Source organism: Pseudomonas sp. FW305-70, from assembly GCF_058783925.1.
Map to the genome: position 1 here is coordinate 128,562 of NZ_JBYSYZ010000009.1, position 18,077 is coordinate 146,638.

At 59.4% G+C, this 18,077-nt stretch carries 15 protein-coding genes; 3 read left to right on the forward strand and 12 right to left on the reverse strand.

Annotated features, from left to right (window positions below; all coding sequences use genetic code 11):
* Positions 1–6 precede the first annotated feature (6 nt).
* The 5 genes from AC3WN7_RS09760 to AC3WN7_RS09780 form a co-directional block, all read right to left on the reverse strand.
* The gene (locus AC3WN7_RS09760) at positions 7–1,170 is read right to left on the reverse strand and encodes a type III PLP-dependent enzyme (RefSeq protein WP_015093460.1); all 1,164 of its coding nucleotides are present in this window, start codon (positions 1,168–1,170) and stop codon (positions 7–9) included.
* Between the two features lie 654 nt (positions 1,171–1,824).
* On the reverse strand, positions 1,825–2,982 hold the full coding sequence (locus AC3WN7_RS09765) for an osmoprotectant ABC transporter ATP-binding protein OsmV (RefSeq protein WP_102674679.1): 1,158 nt from the start codon (positions 2,980–2,982) through the stop codon (positions 1,825–1,827).
* Complete coding sequence (locus AC3WN7_RS09770; RefSeq protein WP_102674678.1) at positions 2,979–3,632, reverse strand: ABC transporter permease; 654 nt, start codon at positions 3,630–3,632, stop codon at positions 2,979–2,981. The genes AC3WN7_RS09765 and AC3WN7_RS09770 overlap by 4 nt, the downstream gene beginning before the upstream one ends.
* A 12-nt stretch (positions 3,633–3,644) precedes the next feature.
* Positions 3,645–4,538: a glycine betaine ABC transporter substrate-binding protein gene (locus AC3WN7_RS09775; protein ID WP_102674677.1), complete on the reverse strand. Its 894-nt coding sequence runs from the start codon at positions 4,536–4,538 to the stop codon at positions 3,645–3,647.
* A gap of 20 nt (positions 4,539–4,558) precedes the next feature.
* Positions 4,559–5,248, reverse strand: coding sequence for an ABC transporter permease (locus tag AC3WN7_RS09780; protein WP_173862107.1), 690 nt, complete (start codon positions 5,246–5,248; stop codon positions 4,559–4,561).
* A 466-nt stretch (positions 5,249–5,714) separates the two neighbouring features.
* Between AC3WN7_RS09780 and AC3WN7_RS09785 the strand changes: the two genes are divergently transcribed.
* From AC3WN7_RS09785 to AC3WN7_RS09795, 3 genes are all read left to right on the forward strand, one after another.
* Positions 5,715–7,298 carry a peptide chain release factor 3 gene (locus AC3WN7_RS09785; RefSeq protein WP_007973058.1) on the forward strand — a complete coding sequence of 528 codons (1,584 nt, stop codon included), beginning with the start codon at positions 5,715–5,717 and terminating at the stop codon, positions 7,296–7,298.
* Between the two features lie 373 nt (positions 7,299–7,671).
* On the forward strand, positions 7,672–8,880 hold the full coding sequence (locus AC3WN7_RS09790) for an MFS transporter (protein ID WP_102674675.1): 1,209 nt from the start codon (positions 7,672–7,674) through the stop codon (positions 8,878–8,880).
* A gap of 173 nt (positions 8,881–9,053) precedes the next feature.
* Positions 9,054–9,308, forward strand: coding sequence for a hypothetical protein (locus tag AC3WN7_RS09795; RefSeq protein WP_102674674.1), 255 nt, complete (start codon positions 9,054–9,056; stop codon positions 9,306–9,308).
* A gap of 185 nt (positions 9,309–9,493) precedes the next feature.
* Here AC3WN7_RS09795 and AC3WN7_RS09800 read toward each other — a convergent pair whose 3' ends face one another.
* The 7 genes from AC3WN7_RS09800 to AC3WN7_RS09830 form a co-directional block, all read right to left on the reverse strand.
* On the reverse strand, positions 9,494–10,681 hold the full coding sequence (locus AC3WN7_RS09800) for a hypothetical protein (RefSeq protein ID WP_102674673.1): 1,188 nt from the start codon (positions 10,679–10,681) through the stop codon (positions 9,494–9,496).
* Between the two features lie 230 nt (positions 10,682–10,911).
* On the reverse strand, positions 10,912–11,892 hold the full coding sequence (locus tag AC3WN7_RS09805; RefSeq protein WP_007973052.1) for a peptide ABC transporter ATP-binding protein: 981 nt from the start codon (positions 11,890–11,892) through the stop codon (positions 10,912–10,914).
* A complete protein-coding gene (locus AC3WN7_RS09810; RefSeq protein WP_102674672.1) occupies positions 11,892–12,860 on the reverse strand; it encodes an ABC transporter ATP-binding protein in 969 nt (322 codons plus the stop codon). Before AC3WN7_RS09810 ends, AC3WN7_RS09805 begins: the two co-directional genes overlap by 1 nt.
* Positions 12,861–12,870: 10 nt before the next feature.
* Entirely contained in the window at positions 12,871–13,782 is a 912-nt protein-coding gene (locus AC3WN7_RS09815; RefSeq protein WP_095965919.1) for an ABC transporter permease subunit, read from the reverse strand.
* A gap of 10 nt (positions 13,783–13,792) precedes the next feature.
* Positions 13,793–14,803 (reverse strand): ABC transporter permease subunit, encoded by a 1,011-nt coding sequence (locus AC3WN7_RS09820; protein WP_015093471.1) that lies wholly within the window; start codon positions 14,801–14,803, stop codon positions 13,793–13,795.
* 73 nt (positions 14,804–14,876) lie between these two features.
* Complete coding sequence (locus AC3WN7_RS09825; RefSeq protein WP_095965918.1) at positions 14,877–16,472, reverse strand: ABC transporter substrate-binding protein; 1,596 nt, start codon at positions 16,470–16,472, stop codon at positions 14,877–14,879.
* Positions 16,473–16,550: 78 nt separating this feature from the next.
* On the reverse strand, positions 16,551–17,984 hold the full coding sequence (locus tag AC3WN7_RS09830) for an OprD family porin (RefSeq protein WP_102674671.1): 1,434 nt from the start codon (positions 17,982–17,984) through the stop codon (positions 16,551–16,553).
* Positions 17,985–18,077 lie beyond the last annotated feature (93 nt).

Sequence of the window (18,077 nt, forward strand, 5' to 3'; positions counted from 1 at the left end):
GAGGGGTTACACGTAGAACGATTTCAGCGGCGGGAAACCATTGAACTCGACAGCGCTGTAACTGGTGGTATACGCACCGGTCGACAGCCAGTACAGGCGATCACCGATGGCCAGGTTCAGCGGCAGGCCGTACTTGTAGTTTTCGTACATGATGTCGGCGCTGTCGCAGGTTGGGCCGGCGATGACCACTTCTTCCATCTCGCCCTTTTTCTCGGTCCAGATCGGGAACTTGATGGCTTCGTCCATGGTTTCGATCAGGCCGGAGAACTTGCCCACGTCCGTGTACACCCAACGCTCTACCGCGGTGCGGGATTTGCGTGCGACCAGTACCACTTCGCTGACCAGGATGCCGGCGTTGGCGATCAGCGAACGGCCCGGTTCCAGGATGATTTCCGGCAGGTCATCACCGAAGTCTTCCTTGAGGAAGCGGATGATTTCTTCCGCGTAGGTTTCCAGGCTGTTGGTGCGGGTGATGTAGTTGGCCGGGAAGCCGCCGCCCATGTTGATCAGCTTCAGGTGGATGCCGTCTTCTTCTTTCAGGCGCTCGAAGATCACTTTGACCTTGGCGATCGCCGCGTCCCAGACGCTGATGTCGCGCTGCTGCGAGCCGACGTGGAAGGAGATGCCGTAAGGCACCAGGCCCAGGTCGCGGGCGAGGATCAACAGGTCCATGGCCATGTCGGTCTGGCAACCGAATTTGCGCGACAACGGCCAGTCGGCGGTGGTCGAGCCTTCGGTCAGGATACGCACGTAGACTTTCGAACCCGGGGCGGCCTTGGCGATGTTGCGCAGGTCGGCTTCGGAGTCGGTGGCGAACAGGCGCACGCCCTTGTCGTAGAAGTAGCGGATGTCCTTGGATTTCTTGATGGTGTTGCCGTAGCTGATGTGCTCGGCGCTGACGCCACGGCCCAGCACTTTGTCCAGCTCATAGATCGAGGCGATGTCGAAGCTCGAGCCTTTCTCTTTGAGCAGGTCAATGATTTCGACGGCCGGGTTGGCCTTGACCGCGTAGTAGACCTTGGCGAATTCGAAACCGGCGCGCAGGTCGTCGTAGGCCTGGGCGATCATCGCGGTGTCGATCACCACGAACGGGGTTTCCTGTTTGTCGGCGAACGCCTTCATTTTCTGAAAGGTTTCACGCGCGAAATAGTCTTCGACCTGGATCGACATGCTGGGAACTCCTACTGGCAAACTAAAATTATCAATGGGTGCAAATGAACGTCCTCCGTATCCCCACTTTGGTTCGCCTACTTCCCAAGGCATGTCGCCGAAAGCAAAAAGGCCATGGGAAGTGCAGCTTTCCCTTGGCCTTGCTGTCTCGTCGTCAGTACTTGAGCCGGATGGATCGTTTCCAGCATGGACGTTCGGCGCGAACTTTAGGGCGTGAGGGGCTTGAGATCAACAAAAAATGTCGCGTTTTTGCACTCTTCTGACGCGCGTTGCGGGCATCACTCTTTGTAACCGACTCAGATGACAGTCGGATGTTCCCGAAGAATTGCGAAGTGTTAAAAATACCTGCACGTTCGATGCTGTTGTGCGCCAAGTCATAGATAAGTGTGATGGCGTCAACATCGGCGACGTTAGCTGCGAGAAGGTGGGCTGAGGGGGGATTTGGCTATTTCAAAAGGTATGTTCGGATAGCTTTTGCATCCGCTGCTGTTGATATTTTTTTCCGACCTGCGAATCCCTGAAAAATTGCACATAAACTGTGGGAGCGAGCTTGCTCGCGATAGCGTTATGTCAGTCAACTACGATGTTGGCTGTGAAAATGCCATCGCGAGCAAGCTCGCTCCCACAGGTTTTGTATTTTTACCGAGCAAGCTGTCAGGCGACTACTGCCTCGGCCGGCGAGACAATATTGGTTTTCATCCCTCGCGAACGTCCCGAACTCAGGTAGGCCGCAATCGACTCCTGCGTCACCTCACCCAAAAACACCCGCTCGGCATCCATCACCGGCAACCACGACCGGTTGAACTCGTACATGCGCGACAGCAGGATGCGTAAATGCTCGTCGTACGCCGCCGTGGCGTTGAACTCGCGTTGGTATTGCGCGCAGGTGCCGGTCTGACGGTGCAGGTCGCGACGTCTTACGTAACCCAGGGCCTTGTTCTCTGTGCAGGTCACCACCACGTAGCGACGGTCATGTTCGTCCATCAACTCCAGCGCCTCGGCCACCGGGGTTTGCGGGCTGACGGAGGGCGCGTTGTCCGCCGCGTCTTCGGCTTTCACCAGCAGCAGGCGTTTCAGCGTGCTGTCCTGGCCGACGAAGTTGCTGACAAACTCATCCGCCGGGTGCGCGAGCAAGGTGTCCGGGTGATCGATTTGCAATAGCTTGCCGGCGCGGAAGATCGCGATCTTGTCGCCGAGCTTGATCGCCTCGTCGATGTCATGGCTGACCATGATCACGGTCTTGTTCAGCGCCCGCTGCATCTCGAAGAATTCGTTCTGGATCATCTCGCGGTTGATCGGGTCGACCGCGCCGAACGGTTCGTCCATCAACAGCAATGGCGCATCTGCCGCCAGGGCGCGAATCACGCCGATCCGTTGTTGCTGACCACCGGACAACTCCCGTGGATAGCGATGCAAGTACTGCTTGGGTTCGAGCTTGATCATGCTCATCAATTCGCGGGCGCGGTCGTGGCATTTCTGTTTGTCCCAGCCGAGCAGTTTCGGTACGACCACGATGTTCTCTTCGATGGTCATGTTCGGGAACAGGCCGATTTGCTGGATCACGTAACCGATGTTGCGGCGCAGCGTCACTTCGTCGAGGCCGGTGGTGTCTTCGCCGTTGATCAGGATCTTGCCCGAGGTCGGAGTGATCAGGCGGTTGATCATTTTCAGCGTGGTGCTTTTGCCGCAACCCGACGGCCCGAGGAACACGCAGATTTCGCCTTCATTGACGGTCAGGCTCACCGAGTCCACGGCTTTCACATCCTTGCCGTTGCTTTGGAAGGTCTTGCTGAGGTTTTGAAGTTCGATCATTTGAGCAGTCCTTTTGGAGTCAGCGAGCGTTGCAGCACTTGCAGGATCAGGTCGGCGATGATCGCCAGCACACTGACCAGCACGGCGCCGACGATCAGCATCGACATGTCGCTGCGGCTGATGGAAGCGAGGATGAGTACACCGAGGCCGCCGGCACCGATGGTGGCGGCGATGGTCATGACGCCGATGTTCATGACCACGGCGGTGCGTACGCCGGCAAGGATCACCGGCACGGCGATGGGCAGCTCAACCATGCGCAGGCGCTGGCCGAACGTCATGCCGATGCCGCGCGCCGCTTCGCGGATGCCCGGTTCGACGCTGGTCAGGGCCAGGTAGGTGTTACGCATGATCGGCAACAGTGAATAGAGGAACACTGCGGTGATTGCCGGCATCGGGCCGAGGCCCTGGCCGAATCTGGAGTAGAACGGCAGCAACAGGCCGAACAGGGCAATCGACGGCACCGTCAGCAGCACCGTTGCACTGGCCTGCAAAGGCCCGGCGAGGCTCGGGAAGCGCGTCATCAGGATGCCCAGTGGCACGCCGACCAGAATCGCCAGGGTCACGGCAATGCCGACCAGCGTGATGTGTTGCCCGGTCAGATACATCACCTGTTGCCAGTCGAGATGGGAAAAGGCGTTCAAGAATTCCATGACTTCTCCTTCTCAGTTCAATGGATGCTGGCGCAGGAAATCGGCGGCCACGGCTGAAGGGCTCTGGTGATCGACATCCACCCGCGCGTTGAGCTCGCGCATGGTCTTGTCGTCGAACAGTTCCGCCAGTGGCTTGAGCTGTGCGGCCAGTTGCGGATGCGCATCGAGGCAGGCCTGACGCACCACGGGCGCGGCGGTGTAGTCGGGGAAGTAGTGCTTGTCGTCTTCCAGCAATTTCAGCTTGAAGGCATTGAGGCGACCATCAGTGGTGTAGACCAGGCCGGCAAACACCTGGCCATTGCGCAGCGCGGTATAGACCAGCCCGGCGTCCATCTGCCGGATGTTGTTGCGGGTCAGGTTCATGTCGTACAGCTGCACCATGCCTGCGAGTCCGTCCGAGCGGTTGGCGAACTCGGTATCCAGTGCCACCAGATTGTTGGTCTTGGCCTCCTGGTGCAGCACCTTGTTCAGCTCACTGATGGTGTTGATCTGCGGGTATTGGTCAGCGACGTTTTTCGGCAGGGCAAGGGCGTAGGTGTTGCTGAATTTCGACGGAGTGAGCCAGACCAGGCCTTTTTGTGCGTCGAGTTCTTTCACCCGCGCGTAGGACTGTTCGCTGTCGAGTTTTTCGGTGACATGGTTGTAGGCCACCAGCGACACACCGGTGTACTCCCAGAGCATGTCCAGTTGACCGCTTTCGTGGGCGCTGCGGGCCAGATTGCTGCCCAGGCCGCCGGTCACTTGCACGTCGTAACCCTTGGTGCTCAGGTATTGCGCGGTGATTTCCGCCAGCAGGGTCTGTTCGGTGAACACCCGGGCGCCGATGCGGATCAACGGTTTTTCCGCGGCCTGGGCAAATCCTGCACACAGCAGAACGCAGCCTAGTAAAAAGCTTGTTGTTTTCATGAGAGTTCCTTTGCCGAGGCTTAAGACGGGCGCAGGCCGCGTTCGAGCCAGAGGCGACTGCCAAGTGTGACCATGCCGTCCAGCAACAGGGCCAGCAACGCGGTGCAGGCGGCACCGAGTAGCAACTGCGGCTGATTGTTCAGGGCAATGCCGGGGAATATCAGGCTGCCAAGACTGTTGGCGCCGATCAGGAACGCCAGCGGCGCCGTCCCGACATTGATCGCCAACGCCACGCGCACGCCACCGATGATGATCGGCACGGCGTTCGGCAGCTCGACTTTCCATAGCACCTGGCGCGGGGTCATGCCGATGCCGACGGCGGCTTCCTTGAGCGAGCCCTGAATGTTTTTCAGGCCCTCATAAGTGTTGCGCACGATGGGCAGCAAGGAGGCGAGGAACAGGGCGAAGATGGCCGGGCCGCTGCCGATGCCGAGGATGCCCAGGGCAATGGCCAGGACGGCCAGGGGCGGAACGGTGTTGCCAATGTTGAAGAACTGCATGAAGCGTTCAGCGCGCCCGACCATGGACGGGCGGCTGAGGAAGATACCGGCGGGGAGACCCACGACAAGGGCGGCCAGCATGGAAGCGAGGACGAGAATCAGATGAGCTTGCAGGTAAAACAGCAAATCGTCGCGGTAGTGTTCGATCGTGTTGATGCCGATCCATTGGATCAGCAGGGCCAGAAGGGCGATTACCAGCGCGCCTCCCATCAGCCCTTTGCCATAGCGGATAGCCACAGGCGGACTCCTTTTTTTCAGTCGGCGAACACTTTTTCGCGTGGCAACGCCATTCCTGGCTGCCGAAAAAATGATCGCGAGAAGCAGCTCATGCCGAGCGCGCTCCACTGTAGGAGCGAGCTTGCTCGCGAAAAACGTCCAGGCAACGCATACATTCGGTACCCAGCGTTATCGTTGAAGTCCATCGCGAGCGGGCTCGCTCCTACAGGGGGTTGGCGCAGGGCAATCGAGCCATGAGCACAGCCTCGTCAGGCTGAAATGCGGGTGTTTCAGGCCTCCGACGAGTGGTCGTTACGGGGGAGTGGACGTCTCCGTGCTTTAAAAGGTTCCCATCCAAGGCAGCGTTTGGCCACCCCTGATGTGCTCAACGGTTCGGTTATTGACTCAACTTGGGCTATAATCTGCGCCCTTTTTTGAATCACCTGCCAGGCGATTTCCCATGACCAAACAGGCCGCCGAAGTCGCGAAACGCCGCACTTTCGCCATTATTTCCCACCCCGATGCCGGTAAGACCACCATCACCGAGAAGCTCTTGCTGATGGGCAAGGCGATCGCGGTAGCCGGTACGGTGAAATCTCGTAAATCCGACCGCCATGCCACCTCCGACTGGATGGAAATGGAAAAGCAGCGTGGTATTTCCATTACCACCTCGGTCATGCAGTTCCCGTATCGCGAGCACATGATCAACCTGCTCGACACCCCGGGCCACGAAGACTTCTCCGAAGATACCTACCGCACCCTGACGGCGGTGGACTCGGCCCTGATGGTTCTCGACGGCGGTAAAGGTGTAGAGCCACGGACCATCGCCCTGATGGACGTCTGCCGTCTGCGTGACACGCCGATCGTCAGCTTCATCAACAAACTCGACCGTGATATCCGCGACCCGATCGAACTGCTCGACGAAATCGAAGCCGTCCTCAAGATCAAGGCCGCGCCGATCACCTGGCCGATCGGTTGCTACCGTGACTTCAAAGGCGTGTATCACCTCGCCGACGACTACATCATTGTCTACACCGCCGGTCACGGCCATGAGCGCACCGAAACCAAGATCATCGAGAAGCTCGACTCCGACGAGGCGCGTGCGCACTTGGGTGACGAGTACGAACGTTTCCTCGAACAGCTTGAACTGGTGCAGGGCGCCTGCCACGAGTTCAACCAGCAGGAATTCCTCGACGGTCAGCTGACCCCGGTGTTCTTCGGTACGGCGCTGGGCAACTTCGGTGTCGACCACGTCCTCGACGCCGTCGTTGATTGGGCTCCGCGCCCGTTGGCCCGGGTGGCCAACGAGCGCACCGTGGAACCGGTGGAGGAGAAGTTCTCGGGCTTCATCTTCAAGATCCAGGCGAACATGGACCCGAAACACCGCGACCGCATCGCCTTCATGCGTATCTGCTCCGGCAAATACGAAAAAGGCATGAAGATGCGCCATGTGCGCACCGGCAAGGACGTGCGGATCGGCGACGCGCTGACCTTCTTCTCCTCCGAGCGTGAGCAACTGGAAGAGGCGTTTGCCGGCGACATCATCGGCCTGCACAACCACGGCACCATCCAGATCGGCGACACCTTCAGCGAAGGCGAAGTCCTGGGCTTCACCGGCATCCCGCACTTCGCCCCGGAACTGTTCCGCCGCGTGCGCCTGAAGGATCCGCTGAAATCCAAGCAACTGCGCCAGGGCTTGCAGCAGTTGGCCGAAGAAGGCGCGACCCAGGTGTTCTTCCCGGAACGCAGTAACGACATCATCCTCGGCGCCGTCGGTGTGCTGCAGTTCGATGTGGTCGCCAGCCGTTTGAAAGAGGAATACAAGGTCGAGTGCTCCTACGAGCCGATCACTGTTTATTCCGCGCGCTGGATCGAATGCAGCGACAAGAAGAAGCTTGAGGAATTCTCCAACAAGGCTGTGGAAAACCTGGCACTGGACGGCGGCGGTCACCTGACCTACCTCGCGCCTACGCGGGTCAACCTGGCACTGATGGAAGAGCGCTGGCCGGACGTGAAATTCCGCGCGACCCGCGAGCATCATTAAGCGCTGAATGGCGACACCCGAAAGCCCACTGTGAAAGCAGTGGGCTTTTTTTTGCTCTTCTCTCTTCTGTAGGAGCGAGCTTGCTCGCGATGGACTTTAACGATGACGCGCAAACTGGATAAACGTGGCGCACTTGAGCCCATCGCCAGCAATCGAGCGTCGACCGGCCGCTCCTACAGTTTCCCGGGATTGCGTGATGAACATTTTTTGGATTGATTTCGCGCTGGAGGCGAATATGTAGGTCTTTTCCTTCGCATTTGTAGCCTGCCTCTGGTTTTTCCCTATGGGGAGATTTGCCCGCGACAAGTCAGTCGTTGGCGTTTAGTGTCCAAGACACATTTCGCAATCAGCGGCCATCTTGATGATCAAGGGAATGACGCATCGGCTGACTCATCTACTGAGGCTGGACGGCTATTTCGGCGTGATGGCCTGGGTGCTCGCGGCGCTGTTGTTCATCAATCGACTGAGCAGCATGGTCAAGTTGTTCATGGCGCTGTACCTGCGTCAGGAACTGGGGCTGGCTATTGAAACCGTTGGCTGGCTGTTGTCGGCCTATGGCGCTGGGTTGTTGATCGGTTCGATGCTCGGTGGTTTGCTCAGTGACCATGTGCGCACGGCACGGCTCACCGCGGCGCTGTTCTTTGTGTCGATGTGGGTGCTGATCCTGCTCGGGCTGGTCACGCAGGTGCCGTTGCTGGCCGGGCTGCTGTTGCTCAGCGGGGCCGTCGACGGGGCGATCCGTACGCTGCATCAGCGGCTGATCATGGAGTATTGCGAGGTTGCGCAGCGTTCCCGGGCACAGGCCTTGAGCCGGGTAGCCCGGAACCTCGGAATGGCCGCTGCCGGGGTGGCCGGCGGCGTTTTGGCGCAGACCGATTTTCGCTGGGTGTTCTTCGCCAGTGCAGCCATGACCCTGTTGGCCTTGCTCTGGTTTGTCCGCACGACATGGCGCCGACCGGTGCTGGTGTCTGACGAGAAACCTGATACCGGTTCAGGCTCATGCGTGCCGTATCGCGACAAACCCTTTCTCTGGTTATTGGCGACGACGGTCTTGCTCGGGATGGCATTCGACACGGTCTACAGCACGCTGGGTAACTACCTGCGTGATTACTATCGCCTGAGCACCGAAGCGATCGGCTGGCAGTTCGCATTGAATGCCGTATTGGTGGTGTCGTTACAGATTCCGTTGACCCATTGGGGTGAACGCTGGGGTACGCGTCGCCAACTGGTGGCGGGCAGTCTGTTGCTGGCCTGTGGGCTCGGTATGTTGCCGTTGGGTTCCGGGCTGTTCTATGCCTGTCTGTCGACGGTGGTCTGGACATTGGGCGAGGCGCTGTTCATGCCACCACTGAATGCACGGGTCATGCAGCATGCGCAACGTGGAAAAAGCGGACAGTACTTCGGCGTGTTTTTCATGAGCTGGAGTGCGAGTGCGCTGTTGTCGCCGATGCTTGGCGGTCAGTTGTACGGTCACTTTGGCGGGCACAGTGTGTGGCTGGTCAGTGCGGCACTGGCGCTGCTGTCCATCCCCATGATTTATCTGGCTACCCGCCCTCGCGCTCCAGACAAGCCTGAGGGGTAGACTGGCCGAACTGTTTCGCTTAGTTGATCCGGCTATTGGGTATATTTGAAACCGGTCTTTCCGCCGAGTGCATTTCTGCTCGCTCGTCAGCGTCCAATCTGGAGAACCCGGCTGATCGGAACTAGATTTCACTCAGCGCCAGACAGGCACTCCACGAAAGGAAGGAATCGGCTATGAACAGGTTGTTTCGCGTTTTACTGCTGTTGAAGGTGTTGGTGATGCTATCGCTCGGGACGTCGACGGCGTGGGCCGAGTGCATCGATCACGGGGAGCAGGCTTCGAGCGGGCAAGCGGGATACGCGGGGTTGATGCTTGCCAAATCCGAATCGGAACCGGGAGATCTGGGGCAGGGTGGTGCTGACAACGACGATGACTCGACCACCGACGAGCCGGACTCCGATGAAGAAGAAAGCGACAGCCAGACGTAATCGCTCGATGGCGAGCATGACTGATAGGCAATCGAGGTAGAAGGGGTTGGGTTACAACTCCAACCCTGTGGGAGCGGGCTTGCTCGCGAAAGCGGTCTGTCAGTCGACATTGATACTGACTGGCATGACGCCTTCGCGAGCAAGCCCGCTCCCACTGTTTTTATGCCGCGCCGTCGAGAACGGGGTCAGGCCTGAAGCCCGTAGACGACCGGGCCGCGATTCCCTGCTTCGATGAAAGCCTCGCCGCCCACGATAATGCGAGCACCGCTCTGGACCTTCACATCCCACGGCAATCCTCCTGAAGGACCAAAAGAAACCCACCCGGCCCCAGTCCCGCCGAAGTGGGTGTCATAGTCTCCAGTGGGCAGCAACCTGCCAGCGATGATATGGAATGCCCGGTTGTAACCGACCACGACAATCTTGCCATCCGGTTGCGGGGCCAGGGAACGCCAGAATGTTTCAGGACCGGCGTTGGTGAATACAGGAAGTCCGCCATTCCACGACTTATCGGGGTGACCGTCTGCGGTAAACCTCATCGCCACGCCCATGCTCTCCTGGAGACCGCCGGCGCATACCAGCTTGCCATCCGCCTGTGCGATGAGTTGACTCATTTTGAGTGAGCCATCCGTTGTTGCCAAGAAAGCAAAACCGTCGACACCAAATTGGCTATCGACCTGCCCCTCCAGATCAAATCGTGCAAGAACGAGCTGGCCGGACACAGTGGTTCCGCCAACAACGATTTTTCCCTCTTGAATCACTACGCTGCAAAGCCGGATGAAGTCGCCCCCGGTTTCGATCTCGACAAAACCGTTATTGCCGAAACCGGTATCGAGTTCGCCGTTACTGTGCAGGCGAACCAGCAGTGCCCCTTCGGAGTCACTGATGAAATAGCTGAACGCCACAAGCACTTTTCCATCCCCCTGCAGACAGCCGTCGATCAACGCCACTTGGGAATAATCATGCTGTGCTACAGGAATGACGACACTGCCGAAGTCCAGGTCAGGGCTGCCGTTGGCATGAAAACGTCTCAGTGCTGCTCGGCCAATACCGTCGGGTTCCCGGGTATCACCGATCACCAGGATCTTGCGATCCTCTTGCAGTAGCAAACGCGACGGACTTGCCTTCTTGCCGCTGACGAACTGCCACTCCCCCGTGTTCCCGTCATTGCCAAACGCCTTGTCCTTGATACCGTCAGAATCGGTGCGGTACACAGTGAAACCCTCTCCCTGCCGAGTGGCGTAGGTCAGTTCACCTTCACCCGATAACACAACGGCCCTGACCGAGCCGGCCAGAAAATTGGGCCGGATCTGGCCAACAACACCAAATGCCGGGTCTAGTTGACCAGCGTTTTCGTCTGTTGCTTGAATTTCCATGATGCTTGCACCTGTCCCTGTAGTTTGAATGTTTCCGGGTCTACGCCTTGTGTCACGTGACACATGACTCTCCGACAGGATTCAAACAAAGCAGCTGGGCGTGCGTAACTGTCAGAAATGGCCGTGCGCTTGTGCAAACAAAAGAAAACCCCTCCTCCGTCGATTGATGCGCAATCGCAAGAGAAGGGGTTTGCCTGATTCAAGCGCGCCCCAATGACCGAGGCGTTTTTTTATGCCGCGCCGTCGAGGAATTGCTCGGCGTAGTGGCAAGCCACCTGGCGGTTGTCGAGCAAGCGCAGGGCCGGCTCTTCAGTGCTGCAACGCGCGGTGGCGTAGGGGCAGCGCTTGTGGAAGGCGCAGCCCGGTGGCGGGTTCAGCGGATTGGGCAACTCGCCGACGATCTTGATTTTCGGCTTGTCCGGATCCGGGTGGATGGCTGGCGTCGCCGACAACAGTGCCTGGGTATAGGGGTGCAGGGGACGGGAGTAGATGTCCTCCTTCGTGCCCATTTCCACCGGGCGACCCAGGTACATCACCATCACATGGTCGGCCACGTGGCGAACTACCGCCAGGTTGTGGGAGATGAACACGTAGGCGGTGTTGAACTCTTGCTGCAGATCCATGAACAGGTTGAGCACCTGTGCCTGAATCGACACGTCCAGCGCCGAGGTCGGTTCGTCTGCCACCAGCACTTTGGGTTGCAGCATCATCGCGCGAGCCAGGGCGATCCGCTGGCGCTGGCCGCCGGAAAACATGTGCGGATAACGCTGGTAGTGCTCGGGACGCAAGCCCACCTGCTTCATCATCGCCTGGACTTTCTCACGACGTTCCGCAGCGCTCAGGTTGGTGTTGATCAACAGTGGCTCGGCCAACTGATCACCGACTTTCTGCCGTGGGTTCAACGAGGCGTAAGGGCTCTGGAACACCATCTGCACGTCTTTGCGCAGTTGCTTGCGCTGAGCCTTGTCGGCACCGGCGACTTCCTGGCCGGCGATTTTCAGGGAACCCGAGGACGGCTCTTCGATCAGGGTCAGGGCACGGGCCAGCGTGGATTTGCCGCAACCGGATTCACCGACGACAGCGAGGGTCTTGCCGGCTTCCAGTTCGAACGACACGCCGTTGAGGGCGCGCACGGTGGCGTGACCCTTGAACAGGCCTCGGGACACCTCGTAGTGACGGGTCAGGTCGCGGGCGGTAAGAACGACGGCCATTACGCCACCTCCTGGTTCAGCGGGTAGAAGCAGCGAGCGAGGCTGTTGCTTTTCTGGTCAAGGGCCGGACGTTGTTGACGGCAGTTGTCTTTCACGTACGGGCAGCGTGGCGACAGCAGGCAACCCTGCGGGCGGTCGTAGCGACCGGGAACGATGCCCGGCAGCGTCGACAGGCGCGAGGCCCCCAGGCTGTGTTCCGGAATCGCCTTGAGCAGCGCTTCGCTGTAAGGGTGTGCCGGAATGTCGAACAGTTGCGGCACCTGACCGACTTCGACCGCCTGGCCGGCGTACATCACGCACACGCGCTGGGCGGTTTCGGCCACGACCGCGAGGTCGTGGGTGATCAGCACCAGGCCCATGTTCTGCTCTTTCTGCAACGCCAGCAGCAGGTCCATGATCTGCGCCTGAATCGTCACGTCGAGTGCTGTGGTCGGTTCGTCGGCGATCAGCAGTTTCGGTTCGCCGGCAATCGCCATGGCAATCGCGACACGCTGGCTCATGCCGCCGGACAGTTGATGCGGGTAGGCGTCCATACGGCTGGCTGCACCCGGGATTTCAACTTTTTCCAGCAGTTCGATGGCACGCTTGCGGGCCACCTTGCCGGACATTTTCAGGTGCAGGCGCAGCACTTCCTCGATCTGGAAGCCGACGGTGTAGCTCGGGTTCAGCGCGGTCATCGGGTCCTGGAAGACCATGGACAGGTCTTTGCCGACAATCTGTCGACGCTGGCGATTGTTCAGCTTGAGCATGTCCTTGCCGTCAAAGCTGAGCGAGTCGGCGGTAACGATGCCGGGGTGCTCGATCAGGCCCATCAGCGCCATCATGGTCACGGACTTGCCGGAACCGGACTCGCCAACGATGGCCAGCACTTCGCCCTTGTCCACTTTCAGGTCGAGGCCGTCGACCACGGGCGTGGCGTTCTTGTCGCCGAAGCGAACGTTGAGATTCTTGATTTCTAACAGTGACATGGGAATCTCCTCAGGCGGCGTTCTTGAGTTTCGGGTCCAGCGCGTCGCGCAGGCCGTCACCCATCAAGTTGATTGCCAGCACGCTGAGCAAAATGGTCAAACCAGGCAGGCTCACCACCCACCAGGCGCGTTCGATGTAGTCGCGGGCCGAAGCCAGCATGGTGCCCCACTCAGGGGTTGGCGGTTGTACGCCAAGGCCGAGGAAGCCCAGTGCGGCGGCATCGAGGATCGCCGAAGAGAAACTCAGGGTGGCCTGAACGATCAGCGGCGCCATGCAGTTGGGCAGCACGGTGACGAACATCAGGCGCGGCAGACCGGCACCGGCCAGGCGCGCAGCGGTCACGTAGTCGCGGTTCAGTTCGCCCATCACCGCGGCGCGGGTCAGACGAACGTAGGACGGCAGCGACACCACGGCGATGGCGATCACGGTGTTGATCAGGCCAGGGCCGAGGATGGCGACGATCGCCACGGCCAGCAGCAGGGACGGCAGGGCCAGCATGATATCCATCAGGCGCATGATGGTCGGGCCGAGCACGCGGGGGAAGAACCCGGCGAACAGACCCAGCAGGATCCCCGGGATCAGCGACATCACCACCGACGACAAACCGATCAGCAGCGACAGGCGCGAGCCGGTAATCAGGCGCGACAGCAGGTCGCGACCCAGTTCATCGGTACCGAGCAGGAACTGCAGTTGCCCACCTTCCAGCCAGGCTGGCGGAGTCAGCAGGAAATCGCGGTACTGCTCGCTCGGATCGTGTGGGGCGACCCACGGGGCGAAGATGGCGCAGAAAATCACCAGCAGCATGAACATCAGGCCGGCGACGGCGCCTTTGTTCTTGGAGAACGCTTGCCAGAATTCTTTGTACGGAGACGGGTACAGCAGGCTTTGATCGACTGCTACCGATGGAATTGGAGTGGTCATGGTCATGATCTCAGCGCTGATGACGGATGCGTGGGTTGGCAAAGCCGTAGAGGATGTCCACTACGAAGTTGACCAGAATCACCAGGCAGGCGATTAACAGGATGCCGTTTTGCACGACGGGATAGTCCCGGGCGCCGATGGCTTCGATCAGCCATTTGCCGATGCCGGGCCACGAGAAGATGGTTTCGGTCAGGACCGCACCGGCCAGCAGGGTGCCGACTTGCAGGCCGACCACGGTCAGTACCGGAATCAGCGCGTTACGCAGACCGTGCACGAACACCACGCGCGACGGCGACAGGCCCTTGGCCTTGGCGGTGCGGATGTAGTCTTCACGCAGTACTTCGAGCATCGAGGAGCGGGTCATCCGCGCGATCACCGCCAGCGGAATGGTGCCCAGCACGATGGCCGGCAGGATCAGGTGGTGCAGGGCGTCGAAGAAGGCGTCCGGCTCGTTGGCCAGCAGCGTATCGATCAGCATGAAGCCGGTGCGTGGCTCGATGTCGTAGAGCAGGTCGATCCGTCCGGATACCGGGGTCCAGCCCAGGCTCACCGAGAAGAACATGATCAGGATCAGGCCCCACCAGAAGATCGGCATCGAGTATCCCGCCAGGGAGATACCCATCACTCCATGGTCGAACAGGGATCCTCGCTTGAGTGCCGCGATCACCCCGGCCAGAAGGCCCAGGATGCCGGCGAACAACAGGGCGGCCATGGACAGCTCCAGGGTCGCGGGGAACAGGGAAGTGAATTCGTTCCAGACGCTTTCACGGGTACGCAGGGACTCGCCGAGGTCGCCGTGGGCCAGTTTGCCGATGTAATCCAGGTACTGGGCATACAGGGGTTTGTTCAGACCTAGGCGTTCCATTGCCTGAGCGTGCATTTCCGGGTCGACTCTGCGTTCGCCCATCATGACTTCCACGGGGTCGCCAGGGATCATGCGAATCAACGCGAATGTCAGCAAGGTGATGCCGAAAAACGTGGGGATCAGTAACCCCAGTCGGCGGGCAATAAAACTAAACATCGTAAGGTGTACCTCATCAGCCGGTTAGGCGTGCCCGGCATCCCTGCGTCAGGAATGCCGGGAGTTTTCTTATCTACTTCACCTGGGTGGTGGCGAAGTTGTTCGTGGTGAGGGGGCTAATGTGATAGCCCTCTACGTTGTTGCGCATCGCGGTAAACATTCTAGTGTGCGCCATACTGATCCATGGCTGGTCCTGGTTAAAAATAACCTGGGCCTGTTCGTAGAGTGCTGCACGTTCGGCCGGATCGGTTTTTTCCCGGGCCTGGTCGATCAGCGCCTGGAACTTGTCATTGCACCAGCGCGCGTAGTTTTCTCCGTTCTTGGCCGCTTCACAACTGAGCATAGGCGTAAGGAAGTTATCCGGGTCGCCGTTATCGCCCGCCCATCCGGCGGAAACCATGTCGTGCTCGCCGTTTTTGGCGCGTTTGAGCATTTCGCCCCATTCCATCACGCGGATGTCGATCTTGATCCCGACCTTGGCCAGGTCGGCTTGCATCATCTGCGCGCCGAGCATCGGGTTCGGGTTGGTGGCACCACCGCCGTTACGGGTGAACAGGGTGAATACCGTGCCTTCTGGTACGCCGGCTTCCTTGAGCAGGGCGCGGGCCTTGTCCAGGTCACGGGGCGGGTTCTTCAGGTCGTGGTTGTAGCCCAGCAGAGTGTCCGGGAACGGGTTGACCGCCGCGGTCGCATTGCCTTTGCCGAACAGCGCGTTGACGGCTGCTTCCTTGTCGAAGGCGATGTCGATGGCTTTACGCACACGCACGTCGCTCAGGTATTTGTGAGTGGTGTTGATGGCGATGTACGCAACGGTCATCGCGTTCAGTTCGTCGACTTTGAGGTTGGTGTCTTTCCTGATGCTCTGGATGTCGTCCGGTTTCGGGTACAGCGCGACCTGGCATTCGTTGGCCTTGAGCTTCTGCAGGCGCACGTTGTTGTCGGTGGCGATGGCGAAGATCAATGAGTCAGCCGGTGCCTTGCCACGGAAGTAGTCCGGGTTGGCCTTGAAACGCACCTGGGCATCCTTGTTGTAGCGCTGGAAGACGAACGGGCCGGTGCCGACGGGCTTGTTGTTCAGATCGCCGGTCTTGCCGGCCTTGAGCAACTGGTCGGCGTATTCGGCGGAGTAGATCGAAGAAAACGCCATGGCGATGTCGGCCAGGAACGGCGCTTCGCGACGGGTCAGGGTGAACTTGACTGTGTTGTCGTCGACTTTCTCGACGCTTTTGAGCAGCTCTTTGAAGCCCATGCTTTCAAAGTACGGGAAGCCCACGCTCGACAGTTTGTGCCACGGATGATTCGGGTCCAGCTGGCGCTGGAAGCTCCAGACCACGTCGTCGGCATTCATGTCGCGGGTCGGCTTGAAGTATTCGGTGGTGTGGAACTTGACGCCTTTACGCAGGTGGAACGTGTACGTCAGACCGTCCTCGCTGATGTCCCAGGATTCGGCCAGTGCCGGAATCACATCAGTGGTGCCGGGCTTGAAGTCCGCCAGGCGATTGAAGATGGTTTCGGCCACCGCATCGGCTGTGACTGCAGTGGTGTACTGGACCATGTCGAAGCCTTCGGGGCTGTTTTCGGTGCAAACCACCAAGGGTTTGGCCGAGACGCCGACAGCGACACTGAGCAAAGCAGCCGCGATGGCCGCACGTAGGGGAAGCATTTTCATCAAGAACCCTCTGCAATCAGTTAAAGGACAAAAGCCGAACGGCCGATTCGTCATTGAATCAGCCGTCAGGCGCGCGCATTACAGGATGTTGAACGGAACCGTGGTCACGAGACGGAACTCGTTGATGCTGCCGTCAGCCTGGTTTTCGCTGGCACGGTGAGCGGTGTAGGTACCGCGGATCGTGGTGGCCTTGAGTGGGCCGCTCTGCACGGCGTAGGTTGCGCCGATGCCATATTCATAGTGGTGTTCGCCATCCTGGGACTGGATGCCGTCGTAACCCTTGCCAGCCACGCCGCCGTTGCCGGTGTAGTGAGTGCCGTCGATACCCCAGCCGCGCGCCTGGTAGATGTTGAACTTCAGGCCTGGCACGCCGTATTCGGCCATGTTCAGACCGTAGGCAACCTGGAACGATTTTTCGTTCGGGCCGTTGAAGTCCGACAGCAGGGAGTTGGCCAGGTAGATACCGTTGGTTTCGTGCAGGTAGTCGAAGTACTCGTTGCCGTTCACTTCCTGGTACGAGAGGGTCAGGGTGTGCGCCTGGTGGGTCAGGCCGAACGACAGGGAATAGGTGTCGTTGTCGATAGTGCCGATCAGGGCCTTACCGGTGTCTTGGGTTTTGTAGTAGTTCAGGCCGGTGGTCAGGCTCAGTACCTGGCTGTCGCCCAGTACGTGGGAAGCGCCGAAGTAGTACTGGTTCCAGATGTCTTCCGCCTGGGTCGCCCAGAGGCTGGTGGTCAGGCTGGCAAATGGGGTGTAGGTCAGGCCGCCGGTGTAGACGTGATCGGTCTCGACGATGCCGTTGGCGTATTCGGTGCGGAATTTGCGCTGGCTTTCTTCGGTACGCGGTGAGTTGCGGTCGAAGGTGGCCAGGTCGAAGGCCAGGTTGTTCAGCTCTTCGCTGTGGATGGCCACACCTTCGAAACTCGAAGGCAGTGCGCGGTTACCGATCACGTCGACCATCGGGCTGCTGAAGTTCATGCGGCCGGCGGTCAGGGTGGTGTTGGAGACACGGGCCTTGACGTTGGCCAGGCCCAGTTTGCTCCACTGGCCTTGAGCGTCGCCGCCTTCTTTGGTCAGGGTACGGTTGTTGCCTGCGCTTGGACGAGTACCCGGTGCGCCACCGTTGCCGGATGCCAGGTCTTTACGATCCTGGTCCAGTGCGATGGCGTTGTAGGCCGCCACTTCGGTGCTGAAACCGACTGTCCCTTCGGTGAAGCCCGAGTTGTACTTGACGATGGTGCCCTGGACCCAGTTGATACGACGATCGGTATCGGTCAGCGTGCCGTGATCGTTGTATTTGAACTTTGCACCACGTTTCAGTTGTTCATTGGCGTACCAGTTGCGCGTGGTGCCGGTGATCGACTGGCCTTCGACAAAGCCGGTGGCTTCGCTTTGGGCGTTCTTCTCGTTCACGGTAACCGGGGTGAAAGCCTGGCTTTGGGTTTCTGCGTAAGCCGTGGCGGTTACGCTGCTGATGGCCAGGGCCAATAACGCGGTACTGCTCAGTTTCATGGGTAAAGCTCCTTACTTTCTTTTTTTATGCCGGTCTTTTTTTGTGATCCGGCTATTGGTTTAGAACTCATTCACGGCATCGCAAACGTTTGC